This window comes from Nocardioides sp. S-1144 (assembly GCF_005954645.2).
GTDB lineage: Bacteria > Actinomycetota > Actinomycetes > Propionibacteriales > Nocardioidaceae > Nocardioides > Nocardioides dongxiaopingii.
Genome location: NZ_CP040695.2, coordinates 114,055 through 136,547 on the forward strand (window position 1 = coordinate 114,055; position 22,493 = coordinate 136,547).

General features: G+C 69.2%; 15 protein-coding genes, 1 tRNA gene and 1 pseudogene. 11 read left to right on the forward strand and 6 right to left on the reverse strand.

Going from position 1 to position 22,493, the window contains the following annotated elements:
- Positions 1-110: 110 nt before the first annotated feature.
- On the reverse strand, positions 111-1,946 hold the full coding sequence (locus FE634_RS00555; RefSeq protein ID WP_138874774.1) for a phosphoenolpyruvate carboxykinase (GTP): 1,836 nt from the start codon (positions 1,944-1,946) through the stop codon (positions 111-113).
- A gap of 261 nt (positions 1,947-2,207) precedes the next feature.
- On the opposite strand from FE634_RS00555, the gene FE634_RS00560 reads away from it, so the two are divergent.
- The 4 genes from FE634_RS00560 (at position 2,208) to FE634_RS00575 (ending at position 6,151) form a co-directional block, all read left to right on the forward strand.
- Positions 2,208-4,067 carry a phosphoenolpyruvate carboxykinase (GTP) gene (locus FE634_RS00560; protein WP_148240235.1) on the forward strand — a complete coding sequence of 620 codons (1,860 nt, stop codon included), beginning with the start codon at positions 2,208-2,210 and terminating at the stop codon, positions 4,065-4,067.
- A gap of 59 nt (positions 4,068-4,126) precedes the next feature.
- Positions 4,127-4,199 (forward strand) — tRNA-Arg (locus tag FE634_RS00565).
- Between the two features lie 291 nt (positions 4,200-4,490).
- Positions 4,491-4,811, forward strand: coding sequence for a hypothetical protein (locus FE634_RS00570; RefSeq protein ID WP_137293039.1), 321 nt, complete (start codon positions 4,491-4,493; stop codon positions 4,809-4,811).
- 620 nt (positions 4,812-5,431) lie between these two features.
- Positions 5,432-6,151, forward strand: a complete 720-nt coding sequence (locus FE634_RS00575; RefSeq protein ID WP_187366776.1) for a GAF and ANTAR domain-containing protein — start codon at positions 5,432-5,434, stop codon at positions 6,149-6,151.
- A gap of 57 nt (positions 6,152-6,208) precedes the next feature.
- On the opposite strand, the gene FE634_RS00580 is transcribed toward FE634_RS00575, so the two are convergent.
- Together FE634_RS00580 and FE634_RS00585 are read right to left on the reverse strand one after the other, a co-directional pair.
- On the reverse strand, positions 6,209-6,976 hold the full coding sequence (locus FE634_RS00580; RefSeq protein WP_137293037.1) for a GAF and ANTAR domain-containing protein: 768 nt from the start codon (positions 6,974-6,976) through the stop codon (positions 6,209-6,211).
- A complete protein-coding gene (locus tag FE634_RS00585) occupies positions 6,973-7,752 on the reverse strand; it encodes an ANTAR domain-containing protein (protein ID WP_212721542.1) in 780 nt (259 codons plus the stop codon). Before FE634_RS00585 ends, FE634_RS00580 begins: the two co-directional genes overlap by 4 nt.
- A 994-nt stretch (positions 7,753-8,746) precedes the next feature.
- Here FE634_RS00585 and FE634_RS00590 point away from each other — a divergent pair.
- From FE634_RS00590 to FE634_RS00610, 5 genes are all read left to right on the forward strand, one after another.
- Positions 8,747-9,466, forward strand: a complete 720-nt coding sequence (locus tag FE634_RS00590; protein WP_222847642.1) for a helix-turn-helix domain-containing protein — start codon at positions 8,747-8,749, stop codon at positions 9,464-9,466.
- Between the two features lie 283 nt (positions 9,467-9,749).
- A complete protein-coding gene (locus tag FE634_RS00595) occupies positions 9,750-10,520 on the forward strand; it encodes a response regulator transcription factor (protein ID WP_137293035.1) in 771 nt (256 codons plus the stop codon).
- Positions 10,521-11,120: 600 nt separating this feature from the next.
- Complete coding sequence (gene trhA, locus FE634_RS00600) at positions 11,121-11,831, forward strand: PAQR family membrane homeostasis protein TrhA (protein WP_262347524.1); 711 nt, start codon at positions 11,121-11,123, stop codon at positions 11,829-11,831.
- Positions 11,832-12,769: 938 nt separating this feature from the next.
- A complete protein-coding gene (locus tag FE634_RS00605) occupies positions 12,770-14,425 on the forward strand; it encodes a sensor histidine kinase (protein WP_170981499.1) in 1,656 nt (551 codons plus the stop codon).
- Between the two features lie 734 nt (positions 14,426-15,159).
- Positions 15,160-15,924: a helix-turn-helix domain-containing protein gene (locus FE634_RS00610; protein WP_138874778.1), complete on the forward strand. Its 765-nt coding sequence runs from the start codon at positions 15,160-15,162 to the stop codon at positions 15,922-15,924.
- Between the two features lie 1,260 nt (positions 15,925-17,184).
- Here the strand turns inward: FE634_RS00610 and FE634_RS21480 are convergent.
- Positions 17,185-18,561, reverse strand: a complete 1,377-nt coding sequence (locus tag FE634_RS21480; protein WP_262347525.1) for a PP2C family protein-serine/threonine phosphatase — start codon at positions 18,559-18,561, stop codon at positions 17,185-17,187.
- Positions 18,562-18,598: 37 nt separating this feature from the next.
- Positions 18,599-19,663 (reverse strand): annotated as a pseudogene (locus FE634_RS21825) (PAS domain-containing protein); the annotation flags it as partial.
- A gap of 88 nt (positions 19,664-19,751) precedes the next feature.
- On the opposite strand from FE634_RS21825, the gene FE634_RS00630 reads away from it, so the two are divergent.
- Both FE634_RS00630 and FE634_RS21485 read left to right on the forward strand, forming a co-directional pair.
- A complete protein-coding gene (locus tag FE634_RS00630) occupies positions 19,752-20,102 on the forward strand; it encodes a helix-turn-helix domain-containing protein (RefSeq protein WP_187366777.1) in 351 nt (116 codons plus the stop codon).
- A gap of 407 nt (positions 20,103-20,509) precedes the next feature.
- Positions 20,510-20,812, forward strand: coding sequence for a response regulator transcription factor (locus tag FE634_RS21485; protein WP_262347526.1), 303 nt, complete (start codon positions 20,510-20,512; stop codon positions 20,810-20,812).
- Positions 20,813-21,203: 391 nt separating this feature from the next.
- Here the strand turns inward: FE634_RS21485 and FE634_RS00640 are convergent, their stop codons facing one another.
- The gene (locus FE634_RS00640) at positions 21,204-22,274 is read right to left on the reverse strand and encodes an alkene reductase (protein WP_138874782.1); all 1,071 of its coding nucleotides are present in this window, start codon (positions 22,272-22,274) and stop codon (positions 21,204-21,206) included.
- Positions 22,275-22,493: the final 219 nt, after the last annotated feature.

Below are 22,493 nucleotides of genomic sequence, written 5' to 3' on the forward strand. Positions count from 1 at the left end.
TCCGTGTCGCTGGTCCCGAGCGTGGGGTGATCCTACTGAGACGACGACGCCCCGCCCTCGCGATCGGGGGCGGGGCGTCGTCGGTGGCGCGTCGTCGGTGGCGTCGGGGCTCAGCCGTCGAGGCGGGCCCTGAGGCCGTCGAGCTCGGTCCAGAGGACGGCCGGGAGGTCCTCGCCGAACTTCTCGAACCACTCCTGGATCTGCGGGACCTCGGCGCGCCACTCGTCGACGTCGACGGCGAGGGCCGCCTCGAGCGCCTCGTCGGTGAGGTCGAGACCCTCGACGTCGAGGGAGCCCGGTGCCGGCACGTGGCCGATCGGCGTTTCCACCGCGGCGGCCTGGCCGTCGATGCGCTCCACGACCCACTTCAGCACCCGGCTGTTCTCGCCGAACCCGGGCCACAGGAAGCCGCCCTCGTCGTCGCGGCGGAACCAGTTGACGTAGAAGATCCGCGGCAGCTTGGCGGCGTCGTTGTTCTTGCCGACGTTGATCCAGTGGCTGAAGTAGTCGCCGGCGTTGTATCCGATGAAGGGCAGCATCGCCATCGGGTCGCGGCGCACCACGCCGACCGCGCCGACGGCGGCCGCGGTGGTCTCCGACGACAGGGTCGCCCCGAGGAAGGTGCCGTGGGTCCAGTCGCGGGCCTCGAAGACGAGCGGGACGGTCGTCTTGCGCCGGCCGCCGAAGAGGATGGCGTCGATCGGGACGCCGCGCGGGTCGTCGTACTCGGCGGCGAGGATGTCGCACTGCTTGATCGGGGTGCAGTAGCGGCTGTTGGGGTGGCTGGACAGCTCCTCGGACTCGGGCGTCCAGGGCTCGCCCTTCCAGGACGTCGCGCGGGCCGGCGGGTTCTCGAGGCCCTCCCACCAGACGTCGCCGTCCTCGGTGAGCGCGACGTTGGTGAAGACCGAGTTGCCCTTGTTGATGGTCGACATCGCGTTCGGGTTGGTGTGCTCGTTGGTGCCGGGCGCGACGCCGAAGAAGCCGTACTCGGGGTTGACCGCCCACAGCCGGCCGTCCTCCCCGATCCGCATCCACGCGATGTCGTCGCCGAGGGTCTCGACCTTCCAGCCGGGGATCGTCGGCTCGAGCATGGCCAGGTTGGTCTTGCCGCAGGCGCTGGGGAACGCCGCCGCGACGTACTTGCGCACGCCCTGCGGGCTGGTGAGCTTGAGGATGAGCATGTGCTCGGCCAGCCAGCCCTCGTCGCGCGCCATCACGCTGGCGATGCGCAGCGCGTAGCACTTCTTGCCGAGCAGGGCGTTGCCGCCGTAGCCGGAGCCGTAGGACCAGATCGTGCGCTCCTCGGGGAACTGCACGATGTACTTGGTGTCGTTGCACGGCCAGCGCACGTCGGCCTCGCCGTTGGCGAGGGGGTGCCCGACCGAGTGCACGGCCTGCACGAACGGCGCGTCGAGCTCGGTCATCCGCTCGAGGACGTTGCTGCCCATCCGGGCCATCACGCGCATCGAGGCGGTGACGTAGGCGGAGTCGGTGAGCTCGACGCCGAACATCGGCTTCTCGGCCTCGAGGTGACCCATCACGAAGGGGATGACGTACATGGTGCGGCCCTTCATGCAGCCGGCGTACAGCCCGCGCATGAGGTCCTTCATCTCCCGGGGGTCCATCCAGTTGTTGGTGGGCCCGCAGTCCTTCTCCTCGACCGAGCAGATGTAGGTGCGGTCCTCGACCCGCGCGACGTCGATCGGGTCGGAGGCGGCGTAGAACGAGTTCGGCTTGATCGCCGGGTCGAGCTGGGTGAAGGTGCCGGTCGACATGAGCGCCGCGGTGAGCTCGGTCCACTCCTCGTCGGAGCCGGTGCACCAGTGGATCGCGTCGGGCTGGGTCATCGCGGCCACCTCGGCGACGAAGTCGACGACGCCCTGGTGGGTGGTGGGGAAGGTGCTCGGGTCGGGGCTGGTGGTGCGGTCCTGCGTGGCGGTCATGAGAGTCCTCTGGAGGCCGTCGAGCGGGTACTGGTCGCTGGCACCGTTGCTGGCGAGTGCGGCGAAGGTATCCCGCTCCGGAGGGCGGTCATATTGGATCGTTCAACGCCTCGTGGCCCGCGTCACACCGCGCTCTTTTGCCTTCTGACCAGGCAAAACGTGTTGGATCGATCCAAGCTGACCGGGTGCCCGAGACCCGTCCGGGCTGGGTAGCGTGACGCGCCAGACGGGCCCCGGACGGGGCCGGGAAGGGGCGACGAGATGGCCGATGTCGAGCGGGTCCTGGACCAGGCGGGGTTGCAGAACCCCCACGTCCGCGAGTACGTCAGGTTCTGGGCCGGGGTCACCGAGCCCGACCGGATCGAGGTCGTCGACGCGGCCGACGACGACCGGCTGGTCGCCGAGGCGCTGGAGGCCGGCGAGCTCCGGCCGGCGGGGGAGGGGCTGTACTACTCGCGCAGCTACGTGAAGGACACCGCGCGCTCGGAGGAGCGCACGATCGTCGCCACCAGCGACCCGGCCGACCGCGGCGTCTACAACAACTGGCACGACGGCGACGAGCTCGGCGCGGCCCAGCTCGAGCGGATGCGCGGGCAGTCCCGCGGCCGGACGATGTACGTCGTCCCCTACCTGATGGCGCCGCCCGGCTCCCCGCTCGAGGCCTACGCCGCCGGCGTCGAGCTCACCGACAACCGGCCGGTCGTGCTGCACATGATCCGGATGGCTCGGGTCGGCATCGCCCACCTCGACTCGCTCGAGGACCCCGCGAGCTTCGTGCGCGCCGTCCACGTGACCGGCGACCTGCCGAACCTCGGGCAGGGCACGCCCGAGGACCAGCGCTACTTCGTGACCGTCGCCGACAGGCGGACGATCCTGCACTTCGGCTCGTCGTACGGCGGCAACGCGCTGCTCGGCAAGATCGCCCACGGCCTGCGCCAGGCCTGCTACGACGGCCGCGCGTCGGGCCGGTTCCTCGCCGAGCAGTTCATGCTCCTCGGGATCACCGACCACGAGACCGGCCGGCGCTACCACGTCTGCGGCGGTTTCCCGAGCGCGTCGGGTAAGACCAACCTGGCGATGACCCTGGCGCCCGAGGCGCTCGGTGAGCGGTACACGGTCGACTTCTACGGCGACGACATCGCCTGGCTGTGGGTCGGCGACGACGGCCGGATCCGCGCGATGAACCCCGAGAACGGCGTCTTCGGCGTCGCCAAGGACACCAACGAGCACACCAACCCGACCGCGCTCCGCTCGATCGAGCCCGGCACCGGCGCGATCTTCACCAACGTCGCCTACAACCCCGTGACGCAGGAGGTGTGGTGGGAGGGGAAGGGACCCCGGCCGACCGACGACGGCTGGGAGGACTGGAAGGGCGAGCGGATCGCCGACCGCGAGGACGGTGACACCGCCCCGTGGGCGCACCCCAACAGCCGGTTCACCACCACGCTGGCCAACGTGCCGAACGTCGCCGCCGACTTCGAGGAACCGGCCGGCGTCCCGGTCGACGCGATCATCTTCGGCGGCCGGACCAGTGACCGCGAGCCGCTCGTGCGCGCGATCACCGACCTCGCCGAGGGCGTGTACGACGGGCTCACCCTGGGCGCGGAGGCGACCTTCGCCGCCGACGGGCTCGACGGCCAGCTGCGCTACGACCCGATGTCGATGCGCCCCTTCCTCGCCTACGCCGAGGCCGACTACGCCGCGCACTGGCTCAAGATCATCGGCGCGGCCACCCAGCAGCCGATCTTCGCCCACGTCAACTGGTTCCAGAAGGACCTCGGCGACGACGGGGACGGCCACTTCCTGTGGCCCGGCTACCGCGAGAACCTCCGCCCGCTGCTCTGGCTGGTCCGCCACCAGGCCGGCGAGGTCGCCGGCCGCCGGACGCCGGTCGGCGTCATCCCGACGGCCGAGGAGCTGGAGCTGGTGGGGCTCGACCTGCCCGCCGCCGACCTCGACCGCCTCCTGACGATCGACGTCGAGCGCTGGCGGCAGGAGATGGGGTTCCGCGAGGAGCACCTGCGCCAGTTCGAGGGCCTCCCCGAGGAGATCTGGGAGGCGCACCGTCGCGTCGCCGCCGCCCTCGACGCGGAGGCCGGCGCGACGTCGTCCGGCCACTGATTAGGAGCAGCCCGCAGCGGTCTAGTAACCTCGCGGGGTCGCTGCACGACGAGCGACGGGCGCCTGTAGCTCAACGGATAGAGCATCTGACTACGGATCAGAAGGTTTGGGGTTCGAATCCCTACAGGCGCGCAGAGCAAGGCGGCCCTGACCTGCGAAAATGCAGGTCGGGGCCGTCTTGCGTCAGTTGCGGCCGGTGGGCCCGTTTCTGAGCCGGGGGACGATGTGCCGGCAGCTGGAGCCTCTGACCTGCAGAGATGCCGCAAGCATCTGATGCTGGTGAGCCTGCAACCCGAGCTTTCGCGACGAAGTGGACCGAGCGGGTGACTCCGGGAGCCTGGCCGAGCTGCGACCGTGGGCGCCGTTGGGCGAGAGCGGCTGTGGTCGATCTACGGGCAGGCGTCGGGATGGCCGCCGGAGCAGATGACGGCCGAGCAGGACCGGGAGGACCTGCAGCACCACTGGGACGAGGCGCAGACGCATGCGTCGTTCAACCATGCGCTGTTCGACGTCGAGGCGAGCGAGCTCCTCGGGCGCGTCTACATCGATCCGACCGACAAGTCGGGCGCGGACGACGACATCTCGTGGTGGGTGCGTGACGAGCACGTGGGCTCCGAGGTCGCGGCGGCGCTCGACGCGTTCGTCCCGGAGCGGGTCGCCGAGTCCTGGCCGCTCAAGGCACCGCGGTGCGTCGGTCGCGACCTGAGCTGGCAGGACCGGCTCGCCATCCCACGCCAGCGATGACGCCCGTGGCAAGCCGCCGTTCACGGTTCTTCCGGCGGTCGGTCCCCACCGGTCGGTGACGGCGGTGGCCTGGACAAGCGGCCGGCAACGAGCCCGCCGCCGCGTCCTGTAGCCGTGTGCGGCATCGACGGCGAAGTTGGCCACCCACCGCAGTGCCGGCGGTGCGGCTCCTCGGGAGACGCGCTGACCGGGAGTCACCCACATGTCTCCGCTCATCTGAGTGCGGCGCAGGTCATGGTCGCCTCTACCGCTCTGCGCCTCGACGTCGGCGTCGGTGCGCGCATCCTCCGAGCGTTGCCCACTGTCGTGAGGAGCTTGTTGTCGTTAGTCTCGAGACAGCACGACCAACACCGTCACCCGGACTCCGTGGCGCAGCCCATGCCTGCAAGCGCCCGGTTCGAGAACTCTGCTCCGTCTCCGCGACGGACGGTTCGCTCGACCCACTGTCCCCGGGAGGACTCATGTCTGACGAACCGCTCTGGAACGCTCGACGCGTGGAAGTGGGAGTCGACCCAGCCGCGGCATCCTCAGATGCCCGCCTTGTTGGCCCTGGTGACGGACCGCCCCCCTCCGGCGCCTGGGGATCTGAAGCCAGGCTGGCGGTCGCAGACTTCGTCGTGGTGACTGCTGCCTCCATCCACCAGCGTCTCGGCGATGTGGCCGGGGTCGTCGTCAGTGCTGCGGACCGTGCGGGACGGGTCACCTCTGGCTCGAGCACAGCCCTGGCTGCCCGCCTGAGCCGGGTGCAGGTGACGACAGGTCCGGGACCACGGCTGGCCGCCCTTGAGCGGGGCGAAACGGTGTACGTGCCAGACCTCGCCTCGGACGACAGGTGGGGTGCGTACGGACCGAAGGTGGCGGCCCTCGGCGCTGCCTCATCCATCTCCGTTCCGGTGGTCGCCCACGACGGTGCAACGGCAGTGTTCGAGGTCTACGCGGGCCGGACCGATGGGTTCGACGAAGATCAACGCCGAGCGGCGGCAGTCGTCGCTCACGAGTTGGTCAGCAGCTACACGCTCGCGCTCGACGTCGGTCGACAGGCCGTCGACCTCGACGACTTGCACGCGGCGATCGAGCGCCGAAGGCACCTGGATCTCGCCCTCGGCATCCTGATGCAACGCGCGCAGGTCTCCGAGGCCACCGCAACGGCACTCCTGCGGACGCAGTCCCAGCAACGCGACGTCCCGCTACTGACCGCTGCCGCGCAGGTGATCGCCTCCATCCCAGGAACGACAGGGCAGGACACCACGGCTCGGTTCCGCTCCAGGGCCCCGCTTCCACCGCCCCGGCGTGCTCAGCCAGCCGATGTGGACGATCGGTTGCGCTCGGAGGGGCCGTGACCAGCGGCCGATCTCGTCAACGTGGGGTGCGGTCAGTGGAGCCGAACTGCGGTCGACCTACGACAGTCGTGCGCGAGCGTGCTCCAGGACCGTTGTGCTGCGCAGGTCACGGCTGACGACTTCTGCGGCGACGTCGGTGAGCTTTCGGCCATGGTCGCGCGCGTAGTGCCGGAGCAGGACGAAGGCGTCGCGGACGTTCACCTCGCCTGCGTTGGCGACGATGCCCTTGGCCTGCTCCAACACGACGCGGCTGTCCAAGGCGCGCTGGAGCTGGGTGTTGACGGTCTCGAGGTCGGCTGCGGACTTCTCGTTGATGATGGCCACGCTGGCCACGTGCACCAGCGCTTGAGCCAGCTCCAGGTCCTCGTCATCGAGGCGACCGACGCCGTCGCCGAAGAGGCCGAGCGCTCCAAGGACGCGGGTCCGGATCCTCATCGGGACAGCGTGGACCGACTGGAAGCCTGCCGAGCGTGCGGCATGAGTGAAGCTTGGCCACTGATCCTCGGCGGCAGCCAACTCAGGGACAACGATCGGTTTGCCTCCCCGGAAGCAGTCCAGGCACGGTCCTTCGTCGCGCTGGAGCTGGAACAGCTCGAGGTCGTGGGCCCGTTCGGAGGAGGAGGCAGCCAGGTGGAGGACACCCGAGCTGTCGGCCAGCAACAGACCTGCCGATGCGACGTTGAGCAACTCGGCGCAGTTCGCCGTCAACTTGGTCAGCATGTCAACGATGTCGTAATCGTCGACGAGCTCGTGCGACAGATCGACGAACGCGCGGATGAGGTCGCGTTCCCGCCGAGTGTCTCCGCCGTTCGCGCGATCGGTCATGAGCGACCCCCTCCGGGTCCGTCGTGGTCATCTCGTTCAAGCACCAGGGTGCGGTTCAAGATGGCCCACGCCACCTGGCTCGCGGTCAGTCCGTTGGCGATGGCGTAGGCACGAAGCCGGATCAGAGCCTCGTCGGCGTCCACGTCAAGCTGCGAGATGAGCATCCCGGTCGCTTGGTAGACCTCGATCCGGTCCATCTCGGCCAGCCGCCCCCAAGCGCTCTCGCCGTCCGTCATCAATCTGGTTTCGAGGTCGACCTGTCGGCCATCCGGGCCGACGTCATCCCCGACGAGGCTGATCAGCGTCAGCGACGCCACCTCGGCTGCCACGACCGCTCCGGCCAGCTGTTCCGGTCCCAGGGGACCCGGTGCGGCGCGGAACAGGTCCAGTGCGCCCACGCACGCTGAGGTGATCTTGATCGGCACTGCGAAGACACCGTGGATGCCGTCGTTGAGAACCGCCTCGGAGAAGATCGGCCACCGTCGCTCATGTGACGCACTCAGGTCTGGTGCCGACACAAGTTCCTGCTTGGCCACCGCGTCCAGGCAGGGGCCCTCGCCGTAGGTGAACTGGTACTCATCGATGCGGCGGCTGATCTCGTTGCTGGCCCCGAAGGTGCCTCGGGAGGCCCCTTCGTGAATCATCGACACCGAGGCGCCGTCGACGCCGAGAAACTCCACGCACGCCAGGCACAGCTCGGTTGCCGCGGACTGTCCCTGGGCTACCCCAGTCACCACAGCAGTCAACTGCGCCTTGAGGGCGGTCAGCGACGTCATGCGAACCCTCCGATCGTGGACGTTGGTGCCGAGGATGACCCAGCGTTCTGGGTGAACTGCTTCCCGCCTGCCTGTCTTGCGGGTCGGACGCACCCACCTCGCCTCGGTTCCCGTCGCGCACAGGCTGAACTCACCTGCGCCACCCCGACCCGTCCCAACACGTTCGCGTGTCGGCTGGCGCGAGGTGGGTCGGACGCGACCACCTGACCATAGCCCCTGCGAGGGATACCCGTTGCGCCTGACGCGGGGGGGGGTGGGAGGGGGGTGGATGCGTGAGGGGCCGAGACATGTCGGCGACGTCGCGAAGCGCGCACGTCTGAGCGTCCGCGATGCGCTCCTCCATGAGGACCGATCCCTGTCCCCATGTCGCCCATCGCCGGGCCCGTTCACGTCGAGGTGTTCTGACGTGACCTCGGGGGACCACGTTCGCCGCCCGGGGGACGCCGCCGTGGCGCGGGGTCGGCACAGCACGTCCGGTCGAACGACCGGGAGTGGTTCGTACGGACGACCCTGGAACTCCCTCCCAGTCGTCGGCCCAGCAGCGCCTGGCACCTCAACCCGCGGAGCGGTGTCGGTCTGCGTCTGCAACCCGACCGGAGCCCCGATCACCCCATCGAGTGAAAGTCAGATCCTCTCCGGGATATCAGAACGGCAGCCGTTGCTCTCGGGGTCGCCCGCGGCCTAGGTTGAGAGCGTCATATCCATGACGCCATCCCGGACCCGGTGGTGCGCAACTCGCGCAACCTCGCGTCTGACCTATCGCCACTCCTGGCCGCGCGCGCCGGAGTGATCGGTCAGCTCGCCTAGCCGGAGGGTTTCGATGTTGGTCGGAAGTGCTGAGTTCCTGGAGTCGCCCCGCCAGAGCCACGTGGAGGAGCGGGAGTCCGCGTCGGTGCGTGTGGTCAGCGCCGACGACGGCGTCCCGTTGCGCCTCCTGACTGCGCCGGAGGCCCGTTCACAGGCGCCTGCCGGTGGCAGCCGAGACTCCGTGCACGTGCAGGTGCCCGCCGCCGCGCAACCGGCCTGCGCCGGGGCACCTGTCTCGTCTGCCCTGCTGGACCGAGAACGCGAGGTCCTGGACCTGGTGGTGCTCGGACTCGCCAACCACGAGATGGCCGAGTGTCTCGGGATCTCGCAAGCCATGATCAAGAAGCACCTCAGCCGGGCCTACCGCAAGCTCGGCGTGCGCACGCGCGCGCACGCCGTCGTCACGTGGGGCCATCCGCGCCACGCGGCACCCGACCCGTCGCCTGGCTCGTCACTTCACCCCGCGCTCGAGGCACAACCTCCGCGCCCTCACCGCGGCGGCGTCCCGGACGACGGCCTGACGGCGGGCGCAGACGAGTCGAGGCCTGCCGGGTGGGTCGCGCCGTTCCAGACACCGAGGCCGCCGGCTCCCTCGACCCGGGCGGCACGGCAAACATCACCGATCCCGCCGTCGCTCACCGCGGCCGCCCTCGCCAAGGCCATCGGGCAGGACCTCGAACCCCGGACCTGGGCGAACCCCCGCGACGCGCAGCTCACCGAAGCGCCCTGGCCGGTTCGGGAGGATCCGATGGTCCTGTTCCTGGTCTACCAGGCCGTGGCCGCTGTCGAGGCGGGGGCGAGCCTGACCGACTCGATCCGGCGACTCGCCGTGCGTGCATGGTTCGAGGGTGGCGTCGAGGGCTACGACCTGGGGCAGCGCGACGCCCGGCGTCCGAGGTCGACATGACCGCCGAGCGACCGACTCCTCGCGTCGCCGATTTGACCTCCGCCGGATCGATCTACGCCGGGTCCCGCTGGCCCGCCGCCGTCCTGTCGGCCGCGAGTCGCCCCGAGATCTCGTCGGCCGAACCCCCGCCCAACCCGGGTGCAGATGACCTTGACGATTCGCTCCCGGACAATCCTCCCGGCAGCCCGACCGGGTGGGCGGCCCCGGCCTGGATCCCCGGCCCCTGCCGCTACCCGTACCTCGGGCACCTGCCACGCCGTGGCACGTGTTGTGCGGTGAAGCCGTGACGCCCCGTCCGGTCTCGCTGCTCGTCGTCAGTCCCCGCGCCATCGTCAGCGCCGGGGTGACGGCCATGCTGCGAGACTCGCCGGGCATCGACGTGCACGTCGGGGGGCCCGGCGATCTGCGACACCGACCACGGGTCGCGCTGATCCACCTCGGTGCCACCGGTTTCGGCGCGCTGGACCTCGAGATCCTGACACCACCGACGACCTCGGTGATCGGCCTCACGGACTCGCAGCACCCGATGACGGACGTCGTGGACGGAGTCGCGAGCTACGTCGACCTCGGCTGCGCCACCGAAGACCTGCGCGCTGCCGTGCTCGCCGCTGCTGAGCTGGCTGCCGCGGCCCGTGCCCCTCGCGGCCAGCACGCGCTGATCTCCGCGTTGTCGCCCCGGGAGTTCGAGATCCTGCTGGCGATCACCCGGGGGCTCAGCAACCACGACATCGCGAACGAGCTCTACCTCGGGGTGAACACGGTCAAGACCTACATCCGATCCGCGTACCGCCGCATCGGCGCCCGCAACCGCAGCCACGCCATCTTGTGGTGCGTACGCAACGGACTCCTCGCTCACGCAGAATCCGTCGTGCCCAGCCTCGGACTCGCGCCGTCGCACCGACACCTCGTCACTCCCCGTGAACCCGGGCGGAGGAGCGGCGCACGACCCGGCGTCCCAGCGAGTGGCTGTCCCGACGTCGATCGGCAACGAGCCGGCCCAGCCGACGAGCTCGTGGGCCGAGCGGTGCTCCCGTTGCTCGCGGGTCGACGGTGACGAGCCCAGGTCCCGGCACGAGGACCGCTGTCGGCGCCGCAAACCCGACGGCGCAGCCCGTGCCGCACTTCATGGACTCGATCGTTCTGCTCGACGTCCACGGTCGCGACCTCCTGGACATGGCGCGGTTGATGGGCGGCGACGTCGAGCTGTCTCGCGCCGTCGTCGCCCAGGTTCTTCTCGACTCCTGCGACGACAGCGGTCGCAGGCTCTGCGAGCAGACCGGCGCCCGGTTCAACGAGCGGACAACGCTGGTGCTGAGAGTCTTCACAGCGTGCCGGGCAGCGATAGCCACGCGTGACCAGGACACAGGGTCAACTCGTCAACCAGTATCCAGTCTTGCTCGCCGGCGGGCACAGCAACGATCGGTGCTCGCTCTGCACTACTACGGTGGGCTGCCGCCCAGGCGAGTGGCCGAGCTGGTGGGCGTGCCCGTCCTGAGGGTAGGTGCGCTCCTGCTCACCGCTACCAGCGACCTCGTCCGCGCCAGGCTCGCCGAGGTCGAGGCGACGCCCGCAGACCCGAGAGACCCTGATCGAGCACGCCCGCGTCCTGGCGTCGGTGGGCGCCTGCTCCGGCCCGCTCCAGGGCCGGACTGACGTGTTCGACGGCGTGGTGCCTCCTGGACGCGACCCGGCGGTACGAGCACCGCTACGAGCAGCAACCGCGGGCGTTCGTCTGACCTTGAAGCCCCGGTTCCGTGGCTGGTCGCACGCCGGATTCAGTCCGGTGGTGCTGGTCGCAGGTGTCGTCCTGGTCTGCCTGGCGCCGACGGCGCCCTCGCGCTGGGCTGCCGCGGCCTACTCCGTCGCCGGGGTGACCATGTTCGCGGTCAGCGCGATCTTCAACGTCGGCACGTGGGGTGCGCGTGGCCAGGCGATCCTGCGCCGGATGGACCACGGCTCCATCTACCTGATCATCGCCGGCACCTACACCCCGATCGCCACCCTGGCCCTCGACGGTGTCAGGGAACAGGCCTTCCTGGTCGGCGCCTGGGTTGCCGCAGCGCTGGGCGTCGTCTTTCGCACGCTCTGGCTCAACGCTCCACGTGCTCTCTACACGAGCCTGTACGTCGCGCTCGGCTGGTCCATCGCACCCTTCGTCGGCGACCTGTTCGCCACCAGCGCCGCCGCGGGGGCGCTCACCCTGCTTGGTGGCGTTCTCTACACCATCGGCGGCGTGGTCTACGGGACTCGACGCCCGGATCCCAGTCCGACGCACTTCGGGTTCCACGAGGTGTTCCACGCCTTCACGGTCGGGGCCTGGATCTGCCAGTACATCGCCATCTCGATTCTCACCTACCAGGCCTGACCGGACGCGCGGCGTGTTCGGGCGACCGGTAGTGCCGCACTGACGGACTGCGGTCCCCGCACGAGCCTTGCCCAACTGCGGGTGAAGGCGGGTGCGAGGACCCGTCAGCGTGGACGAATCCGCCCGAGGTGGCGCGGGACCATCCAGTGACCTCCTCCGGTGCCCCCTGATGGAGTCGGCATGCAGACGGTTGTGCGCACAACACCCGGCGTCCGCCTCGCTCCCCCGCACAGGCGTGTCCGCACCGCGCCTCGCCAGGCATCGGTCGTCGACCGCTCACATCGACGGGACGCACGTCCACCGCGGGCCAGCCCTGGTGGGGACACGATCAAGGAGACACCACCTCGAACCCCAATGTCATCAACCACGACTACCCCCGCCGCATCAGCCGCGAAGTCAAGACATCCTCCTTCAAGACCACCGAGCTCATCGCCTTCGTTCTTGCCGTCCTGGGAGTCCTCGTCGCCTCGGCATCACGACGGCGCTCCTGACTTCGGCCCGAAGGAGGCCTGGCTCCTCATGACGATGCTGATCATCGGCTACGCGATCAGCCGCGGGGCTGGCCAATTCAGGAAGCCGTGACTTCTTCGACGACGGCAACGACGCCAGCCGCCACTGACCCCTTCCCGGGCCGACGCGCCGGAGCGAGCTGCCCCATCCGCCTCCCAGCGGTTGGGGCAGTTCTGCGTCCGAGAGCAAGGGCGCGACCAGTGTGCCGACGGAGTCACATGGCGGCCGAGGTCGAGCCGTCGACGCTCGCGGCGCTGACCGGTGCCACCCGCTGGCCTGTCAACCGGTGGGGCATCCCGTCGAGGTCGAGTCCGGACCGGCGCGAACCCGGTGGCTGGTGGAACATTGCTAGGGATGCCGCTACCCGGCTCAGACTGTGCTCTTCTGAGGGACCCCCACGGAGATGGATCTCTATGACCAGCTCAACTGTGACCAGTGCGTTCGCGTTCACGGACCCAGACGACAAGCTCGGCGCCAAGAACCGGTTGATGAGTCTGCGAAAGACGGGGTTGCTCGACGCACGACGCAGACTGGCGCTCGACGCCATCACCCGCCTCGCGGCTCAAACCACTGCAGCCTCGAGTGCGGCCGTCTCGTTGGTCACCTCGGACCGCCAGATCCATCCCAGCACCTACAGGGCAGACGGGTTGCCGACAGAGTCGGATGAGCGCCCGATCTCGCACTCACTGTGTCAGTTCGTCGTCATCAACGATGCCCCCCTCGTCGTCGAGGATGCTCGGGCGCACCCGGTGCTGTCCCAGCATCCCGCGGTGTTGGAGGACGGCGTGGTGTCCTATGCGGGCCTGCCCCTCCATGATCCAGACGGCGAGGTCCTCGGCGCGCTGTGCGTGGTCGACGTCGTGCCGCGCCAGTGGACCGAGGACCAGCTTGTGGGGCTCGGCGACCTCGTGACCGCCGTGGAGACCAAGATCGCCCTGGGCCTGAGCAGGCGAGAAGTGCACCTCGATCACCAGCGACTCCTGAGTGTCCTCGACGGGGCAGCGCACACCATGATCGTCCTTGCGGACAGCGAGGGGGTGGTGACGATGATGAACCGCGCGGCCGCCCTCGCGTTGAACCACGACACCACGGCCATCGTTGGGGCGTGGACGCTCAGCGACCTGACACGAATCGCTCGACCCGAGGTCGCCAGCCCCAGCGCCAGCCTCGGGGGAGGCACGGCCAAGGACTGGACCCTCGAGGCCGCCGACGGCTCCCATCGGGTCATCTCGGTTCAGGTCAACATCGTCCGAGACGTCATCGGGGAGGTCGAGGCGTACGTGGTCGTGGGAGACGATGTCAGCGCCCGCCGCCGCGCCGAACACCTGCTTCGGGACACGGTCGAACAGCAAGGGTTCATCGTCAAGCACCTGGAGGCACTCGACGCTGCCCGCAGCGGATTCATCGCCACCGCAAGCCACGAGCTTCGCACCCCGGTGACCAGCATCCTGGGTTACACCGAGCTCCTTGCCGACGGTGCCGCCGGAGAACTGTCCACCGCCCAGTCCGGGATGATTGATCGCGTCGACCGCAACAGCCGGCGCCTGCTCGACCTCATCGAGGACCTGCTGAACTTGGCGCGCATCGATGCCACTGCCAGTCACCGCGTTCGACCCTTGGTCGACGTCGTGGCCCTGGCCAGCCAGGCCTGGGAAGGTCTTCGGCCGGAACTGGTGGGGCGTGATCTCGTCACGTCCGTCAGTGTCTCCCGCAGCAGCATCGTGGTCTCGGCCGATCCCTTGCAGCTGGAACGAGCACTACTCAACCTGCTGAGCAATGCCGTGAAGTTCACCCCCGACGGTGGATCCGTCGGACTCGATGTGCGTTCACACGACGTCAACGTCATCTTCGAAGTCACCGATACCGGTCTCGGCATCGCCGCGGACGAGCACGATGCTGTCTTCGATCCGTTCTACCGAAGTCAGAGCTCCCACGCACGAGCAACACCAGGTTCTGGCATCGGTCTCTCCCTGGTTCGCCGCATCGCCGAGGACCACGGAGGAACCGTTCAACTCGAGTCCGTTCTCGGTCAGGGCACAACCGTGACCCTGACAATCCCGTCCGGAGGGTGCGTGTCTGCCTAGATCCGTCCTCCTACGACAGTCGTGCGCGAGCGTGCTCGAGCACCGTCGTGCTGCGCAGGTCACGGCTGACGACTTCTGCAGCGACGTCGGTGAGCTTTCGGCCATGATCGCGTGCGAAAGCGGGGGAGTCGGCTGCTGAGGTGGTCGACGCGCCGCTTGACGTAACCCTACGGGGGATGCACGCCTGACTTCTGCACGTGCTTTGACCTCGCTCACCACGGAGATCGTCCTTGAGCAGAGATCCGCGGTACACACTGCCCGGCCCGTGACCCGAGGTGCTGGCCCTTCACCCTGTAGGCGGGACCACCGGCGTTCGAGAGAATTCCGCGGCGACGCTGTAGCCCACGCTCGCCGTTCGGGGGTGTCGCCCATGTGTCTACACCAACCCGACGGGTCGAACCGACAAGGCCGCTCCGTCGGCCAACCCTGAAGCTCGGTTGCTCGCCGGCTCGGGCGCCCTGGCGTCGCCACCGCTGGTGGAACGCAGATGGGGGTTGATGCGCTGTGCAGCCTGACCGGAGTCCGATCACCCGGTCCGGGAGAAACAAGCCGCTCCGGAACCACGAGCGGCAACCATTGCCCTGGGGTTGCCCCGGGCCTAGTGTGAGGGCGTCATCCTGATGACGCCATCCCGGACCCGATGGTGCGCAATCCGCGCAACCTCGCGTCTGACCTTTCACTCCTCTGGTTGCGCGCCGGGGTGATCGGTCAGCTCGCCTATCCGGAGGGTTCCGATGCTGGTCGGAAGTGCTGAGTTTCTCGAACTGCCCCGCCAAGGTCGTGTGGAGGAGCGGGAGCCCGTGGTGGTGCGCATGGTGAGCGCCGACGACGAGGACCTACTCCGCCCGTTCCTGGAGCGAGAACGCGAGGCCCTGGATCTGGTCGTGAGCGGGCTCGCCAACCACGAGATCGCCGAGCGGCTCGAAGTTCCGCAGGCCATGATCAAGGAGCTCCTCAACCGGGCCTACCGCAAGCTCGGCGTCCGCACGCGCGCACACGCGATCGTCACGTGGGGCCGTCGACGCCGCGTGGCACCTGACCGATCACCGCGCCCGGTGCTTGAGGTGCACCCCGTGCACCCACGTCGCGCCGCCGTCCCGGACGACGGACCGGTGGCGGGCGCGGGGGAGCGGAGGTCTGCCGGCTGGGCCGCGCAGGTCCACGTCGTAGCGCCGTCGAGACCTACAGCTCGTGCGCCGAGCCAGATGTCCCCGATCCCGCCCATGCTTGCCACTGCAGCCCTCGCCAAGGTCATCGGGCAGGACCTCGACCAGCGGACCTGGGCAAATCCTCGCGAAGCTCAGCTCACCGAGAACCCGTGGCCGGCCCCGGGGGATCCGATGGTCCTGTTCCTGGTGCACCAGGCCGCTGCTGCCATCGAGGCAGGCGCGGATCTGTGTGACACGGTTCGTGGTCTTGCCGTGCGGGCATGGTTCGAAGGCGGCGTCGAGTCCTACGACCAGGGGCAGCGCGACGCCCGACGCCCGAGGTCGTCATGACCACCGAGCGGTTCACCCCTCGCGCCGAGCTGCCCGCCGTCGGGTTGGACGACGCGGCCCGTTGGTTGCCCGCGTCCAGCGTCTCGGCCACGAGTCGCCCCGAAGCCCCGCCGGCCGAAGCGCCGCCCAACCCGGGTGCGGATGATCCTGACGATCCGCCTCCGGACAATCCCTCCGGCAACTCGACCGCGTGGGCGGCCTCTGCCCGAATCCAGGGATCCTGTCGCCTTCATGCGAGACCTGTTCGTCACTGATGGGTCGCACCACCTCCGGTGTCGCGGGCACGGGTAGGGATGAATCGAATGGGGCCGAGTAGTGGGCGGGAACAGACCGCGACAGGTACGGGCGCGCTCGGGCATGCGGCGTCTGACCGCTGACGTGGCAAGGTCACGTGGTGACGCGCGGTCGCGGACCCGGCGGTGGTACGCGCGGCACTGTGGCCACGCCGACCTGTTGCGGCAGTGCATCGACGGCAGCACCGCACACTGACGCAGGCCCGTCGCTCGCTCGAGCACGTGCTTCTTCACGATCCGATGCTGCCTGGGGTGCGGGTCATCGACACCGGCGGGCGGCGTCCGGCTTGCTCCTGGGGTGGCGGTGGACCAGAGCCGGCGGGTGGGAGGGCTGGGTCGTTGCCAGTCGTCCGGTGAACGACGAGACCGAGGTCCCGCAGAACTGGGGTGCGGGCCGCGATCAGGCGGATTGGGCCCGCGACCGGGCAACCCCCCAGCCAGGCCCGAGCGCGAGCCCACCATGCGTTCGGAGTACAGCGCTGTGCGGATTGGTCGGCAACCAGTCAGGTCCGGCCCTCGTGCCGGATCGCCGGCTGTAGGACCCTCGACCGGTCTGGGTCCCGGGGTTCGACCTCGTGCCGGGGCCGGGACCGGGGCCACCGCGCAGCAACGCTCCCGGCGGGGCGGCGAAGAGCAAGACCGGCTCGTCAGGCGAGGAGTTGGCGTGCACGTCCTGGCGTCCGCCGCCGCCGACGCTGCGGACCCTGAACTCGCAGAGCCGCACCGGCAGTCGAGCTACGTCGACCGTGTCTCTGTCGGGCGTTCGCGGACGAGCTCGCGCTGGGCTTGTCCATCCGACCAGAGATCGGCGTGCGCCACTCGGTCGGGCAGGACCCGCAGTTCGGCCGCCGCGAACCTCACGCACTCCCGGAGCGGGACCCGGGTCCTGATCGAGGTCTCAAGGTCGAGGAGTTCCGTGCATGCGTGACTGGCCGTTGCGGGCTGAAGTCGAACGCTGCGGCGCGGCTCAGCCCAGGGTGACGGCGAGCAGCGCGATGTCGTCGTCGCGGGTGCCGTGGCTCATGACGTCGAGGAGGTGGTCGCACAACTCCTCGACCGCGTGGGGTGCTGTCCCGACGGCTTCGGCGAGTCGTCCTAGGGAGTGGTCTAGGGGTTCGCCGCGGCGTTCGACCAGGCCGTCGGTGTAACCAACGACGGTGGTGCCGGGCCGTAGCGCGATCTCATGGGTGGTGCGTCGACCGGTCTGGAGCCCGAGGAGGGTGTCGTTGAGCTCGACGGGCAGGACCTCGACCGCACCGTCGGGGTGGCGGAGGACCAACGGCGGGTGGCCGGCCCCGCTCCACGTGAGTGTCCAGCCGTCGTCGTCCCTGGCCACGTGAGCGTAGACGGCGGTGGCGATGGTGGGCATGCCGAGCCCCAGGATGAGCCGGTCCACCTTCTCCAGCACGGCGGCGGGTGCGGCGAAGTCCTCGAAGGCGGCGGCGCGCAGCAGTCCCTTGAGGTGCCCCATCGCGGCGGCGGCGAGGATGTCGTGCCCGTTGACGTCACCGATTGCGATGCCAAGCCCGTCTTGGTGGAAGTCGAGGAGCTCGTAGAAGTCGCCACCGATCTCAGCGCTGCTCTCGTTGGCGAGGTAGCGTGCGGCGGACTCGATGCCGGCGACGGGGGTCAGTGCCGGCAGCAGGCTGCGTTGGAGCACCTCGGCTATTCGTGCTTGCGTCTGGTACAGGCTCGCGTTCTCCAGGATCATCCCGGCTCGGCGCCCGAGGTCGAGCGCCATGTCGACGTCGGGCTCGTTGAACGGTTGCCGGCCCGGAGACCTGACCAGCACCAGGATGTCGTGGATATGCGAGCGACCACTGAGTGCCATGATCAGGGCCTGGCTTCCTCCCAGGGTTCGGAGGTGTTCTGCCACACCCGGTGCCTGCGAATCAGTGGCCCCGCCCAGGAGGTCGGCGGGGTCGGCGCAGTCGAGGAGCTGGACCCGGCGGTGACCTGAGAACAGGTCGGAGGCCACTTGCGTGGCGAAACCAGTCGGCAGGTCGGTGGCGAGGTCCTCGACCTGTCTCTGCCGCGCGGCGTGGCGGTGACGACTGGTCGGCTGCGTCTGGTCGTAGCGGTCGCTGGGCAGCAACAGGGCCCAGTCGGCCAGGTACGGGACCACCAACGACAGCAACCGGGCAGTTGACTCCTCGACGTCGAGGGTGGCGGTCAGTTGGTTCATCGCCTCGATGAGGAACGACACCCGGCTGCGGGCGGACTCGGCCTCGGCGCGAGCCTCCCGTTCGGCTTCCAGGGCGCGTCGACCTTCGATCTCGGCTTCGACGCGCTGCGTGACGTCGGTCTGGATCCCGATGTAGTGCGATGCGGTCCTCGGGGTCACGCACGGGACTGAGGTCGACCTGGTTCCAGAACTCGGTGCCGTCCTTGCGGTAGTTGAGCAACGTGACGCTCACTGAGATGCCCTGCTCGACGGCCTCCCGCAACCGGCGACGTCCAGCAGCATCGGTCTCGGGTCCCTGGAGGAACCGACAGTTGCGGCCCACGGCTTCCTCGGCGGTGTATCCCGTCGTGGCAGTGAAGGCCGGGTTGACCCACACGAGTGCCTGTTCGGCGTCCAGGGCATTGGCCACGGTCACGGCCAGCGCGGTCGAGTTCAAGGCCCGGTCCCGCAGCTCGTGACCGAAGACCAGCTCACTGACCTCGGCGGTCACCGCCTCGCGGTCGATCGGGGCCTCGGCCTCCAGCAGCGCAGCCACCCGCGAGTGACGCAGCGGGATGAGGACGACCAAGGCATGGCCATCGAGCATAGGCGCGTCCGTCATCGACATCGCAACCATCCAAAGCGGCTCCCGACGGGCACCCATCGCGCTGCGGCGCGCAGCGGACACGGCCTGACCGGCCACGGACTCCGAGCGCGCCACCCGTGACAGCGGGTGATCGGTCTCGGACAGCTCGGCGCCCTCAGGGTCGCGCAGCTCGGCTGCGTCCGACCACGCGTCCAACCCCAACGGCAGGCGCAGACCCGGGGCAAGTTGTTTGGCGATGTCGTTGGCGTGCACCACCCGCCGCGTGCCGAGGTCGACCACAAGCACCGCAGCCGGAGAATCCTCCAGAACTACGCCGAGATCATCGGTGGCACCCACGTCTACGTCCGTTCGTCGGGTAGGCCGATGCCCACTTCGGACATCATGGCCCACCTGGGCCGAGGCGCCCGTCGCCGCCAGAGGGTCGTCTACCGGCGCGCGTCCGGCAGACCCGCTCTGAGCGGCCAGCTCCCCACAGGGTTGCGCTGGCCGGCCGGCGCCTCGCGCTCCAGGTTCCCCGCCGCACAGACCCCGCAACTGCGGCGACCGCCATCCTGCTTCTGACCACTTTCGACATGGACGACAACGTTCTCGTCGCGCTCCAAGCCGGCGCCAACGGCTCCCTCGGTAAGTCGGCTGAGCGCCACGAACCGGTGGGGGCCGTGAGAGCAGTGGCATCGGGCGGAGCCTCGCTGTCGGCAACTGCAACAAGCGCCGTCGTCTGGCACCTAGCCCGCACGGCGGAGCAGGTTACTGCCCCATCGAGTTGACCGTCGACGAAACGCGCAGCCTCAACGAGCTCACTGAGCGCGAGCGGGAGATCGTGGCCCGGTTGGTTCACGGACAGACAAACGATCAGGTCGCCGAGCGCTCGTTCATCTCCTCGTTCACGGTCGAGACACACGTCAACCGGGCGATGCGGAAGCTGCAGGTCTCCGACCGCGCCCAGGCTGGTCTTGGCCGCCGCGACGCCGGACGCGCCCCGCAGGTGCTCCGCGACCAGGTCGGCGTCAGTCAGGCCACCGGCGTCCTGACGGGTAGGCACAACATCGACCGCGAAACCGCCCGGAGCGTTGATCGAACAAGCAGCTCGACGGGGTGGGGTCAGCGAGCCTGATCTCGCTCGAGGGATCCTCCAGCTAGAGCAGCACGACTAGCGCGACCCGAGGTTCGATGAAGCGAAGTGCGCAGCGGATGTGTGGCTTCGTTCTCACGAGCTGCGAGAAGCGCAGACACCCAGGGAGATGCCCGCGGCGGATCGCGGCCTACCCTGCCCAGGGCCGTGTCCCTGGCTCACGCTTCGGGCCAGGGACGCGGCGACAACGCAAGGCTCCTCCTGCGGGATGGACGCCCACCCGGGTCTGGAGGCTCGCGGTAACCGAGACAGTGCCCATAGGAGAGATTCCCAGTCAGCTGGGTGAGATGACGCTCCTCCGCCACCCGTCGGGGTGCCGGATGGGTGTAGTACTGGGAATGGCCCCTCGAAGCCCGACGGGTGTCCGCGGCCACGAGGAGGTCGGAGCCGTGAGCACCCCGTTCGAGCTCGCCGGGTGCGACCCGACGGAGCTGTCGGAGCGTGAGCTGCAGGTGCTGCGTCTCATCACCAGCGGCAAGTCCAACGAGGAGATCGGCGCAACCCTCTATCTCGGCATCAACACCGTGAAGACCTACATCCGGACCTCGTACCGCAAGATCGGCGTCGCCACCCGGACACAGGCGGTGCTCTGGGGCGTCCATCACGGCCTGCTCGAGGGCTACACCCTCGTTGCGACCGCCGACCGCACCACGGGCGACGATCTCAGCGAACCGTTCGGCTCGTCCCTCTAGTCAATCTGGACCATCTGCCGGCCCACCGATCGGGCCATGGTCACACCGGTCGAGGAAGCGGACACTTGGCGGCAGATCCACCACGCCAGGTGACTTCTCACCAGCTGGGGTGGCCTGCCAGCTCGGACGGTCGGGACGCGAGTCCCGATCCTCAGACGCAGAGGCCCCGGGGACATCGTCCCCGGGGCCGTCCTGTGTCCCGTCGCGGCTCCCATCCGGTCAGGGCGTCGGTCTGGCCGAAACCTTCGTGGGTGACCAGGCGCCAGCAGCGAGTGACCATGGACAGGGTCGATGGCATCAGGAGGCCGATCGTGTGCGGGGCGCGAGGCGCCGTCCTTCCCCGTGTCCAAGCGTCTCGGGGTGCTGCCGCGTGGTCGGGCGCTCAGCTCGATCAGCTGTCGAGGAACGGGTAGTCCGTGTAGCCCTCGGCGCCGCCGCCGTAGAAGGTGTCGGGGTTCGGCTCGTTGAGCGCGGCGCCGGTCCGCCACCGAGCGGGCAGGTCTGGGTTGGCCAGGAAGGGTCGACCGACGGCGACGGCGTCGGCGAGGTCCTTGTCGAGGATCTCCTGTGCCGATTCGCGGGTGGTGACCTCGCCGAAGCCGTCGTTGGCGAAGACCACGCCGCCGAAGGAGCCGCGTAGTTCCTGGACGAGTTCCTGCTTCGGGTCGGCGAGGATGCTGAGGTAGGCCAGTCCGAGCGGGGCGAGGCTCTCGATCAGGAGCCGGTAGGTCACGGCGACATCGGCCGGGTCCTCCTCGGTGGCGCCCTGGATGTTGTGGGCGGGTGAGATGCGGATGCCGACCCGGTCGGCGCCGATTGCCTCGGCCACCGCACGGGTGACCTCGAGGGCGAAGCGGACACGGTGCTCGGGCGAGCCGCCGTACTCGTCGGTGCGGTGGTTGGAACCAGGCGCCAGAAACTGGTGGATCAGGTATCCGTTGGCGGCGTGGACCTCGACCCCGTCGAGGCCGGCCGCGACGGCGTTGCGTGCGGCCTGCACGTAGCCCTCGACGATCGAGGGGATCTCCTCGACGGTGATCTCGCGCGGGGTCGGGAACGGCTTCATCCCCTCGGCGGTGAACATCTCGTCCGGGGCTGCCAGCGGGCTCGGGGCGATGATCTCCTCGCCGCCGGTGTTGTCGGGGTGGGAGATGCGACCGACGTGCATCAGCTGCGCGACGATACGGCCGCCGTTCGCGTGCACCCCCTCGGCCACCCGGCGCCACCCGGCGATCTGCTGCTGGGTGTGGAAGCCGGGGGTGTTCAGGTAGCCCTGGCCCTCGGCGGTGGGCTGACTTCCCTCGGTGATGATGAGGCCGGCCGAGGCGCGCTGGGAGTAGTACTCGACCGCGAGGTCGCCGGGCACGGTGCCCTCGGCACGGTTGCGGGTCAGTGGCGCCATCACCAGTCGGTTCGCCAGCGTCCACGCACCGACGGTCAGGGGGTCGAAGAGATCAGTCATGTCTTGTGCAGCGCCCACGCCTCCGGGTCTGTTCCGGGCCGCGCCGGTGAGGAGTCTCACCGTTGCCGTCCCCGCGTGCGGCCGAACCCGCGGATCTCAGGACTGGTGGGTGCGGTGCGTCGATCGGGTCGTCGCGCACCGCTCGGCCCGACGTGGTCGAGATCGTGCGGGCCCGAGGTGTGGTCACCCGGCCGGCGATCCTCCCCGCCCCAGGCACCG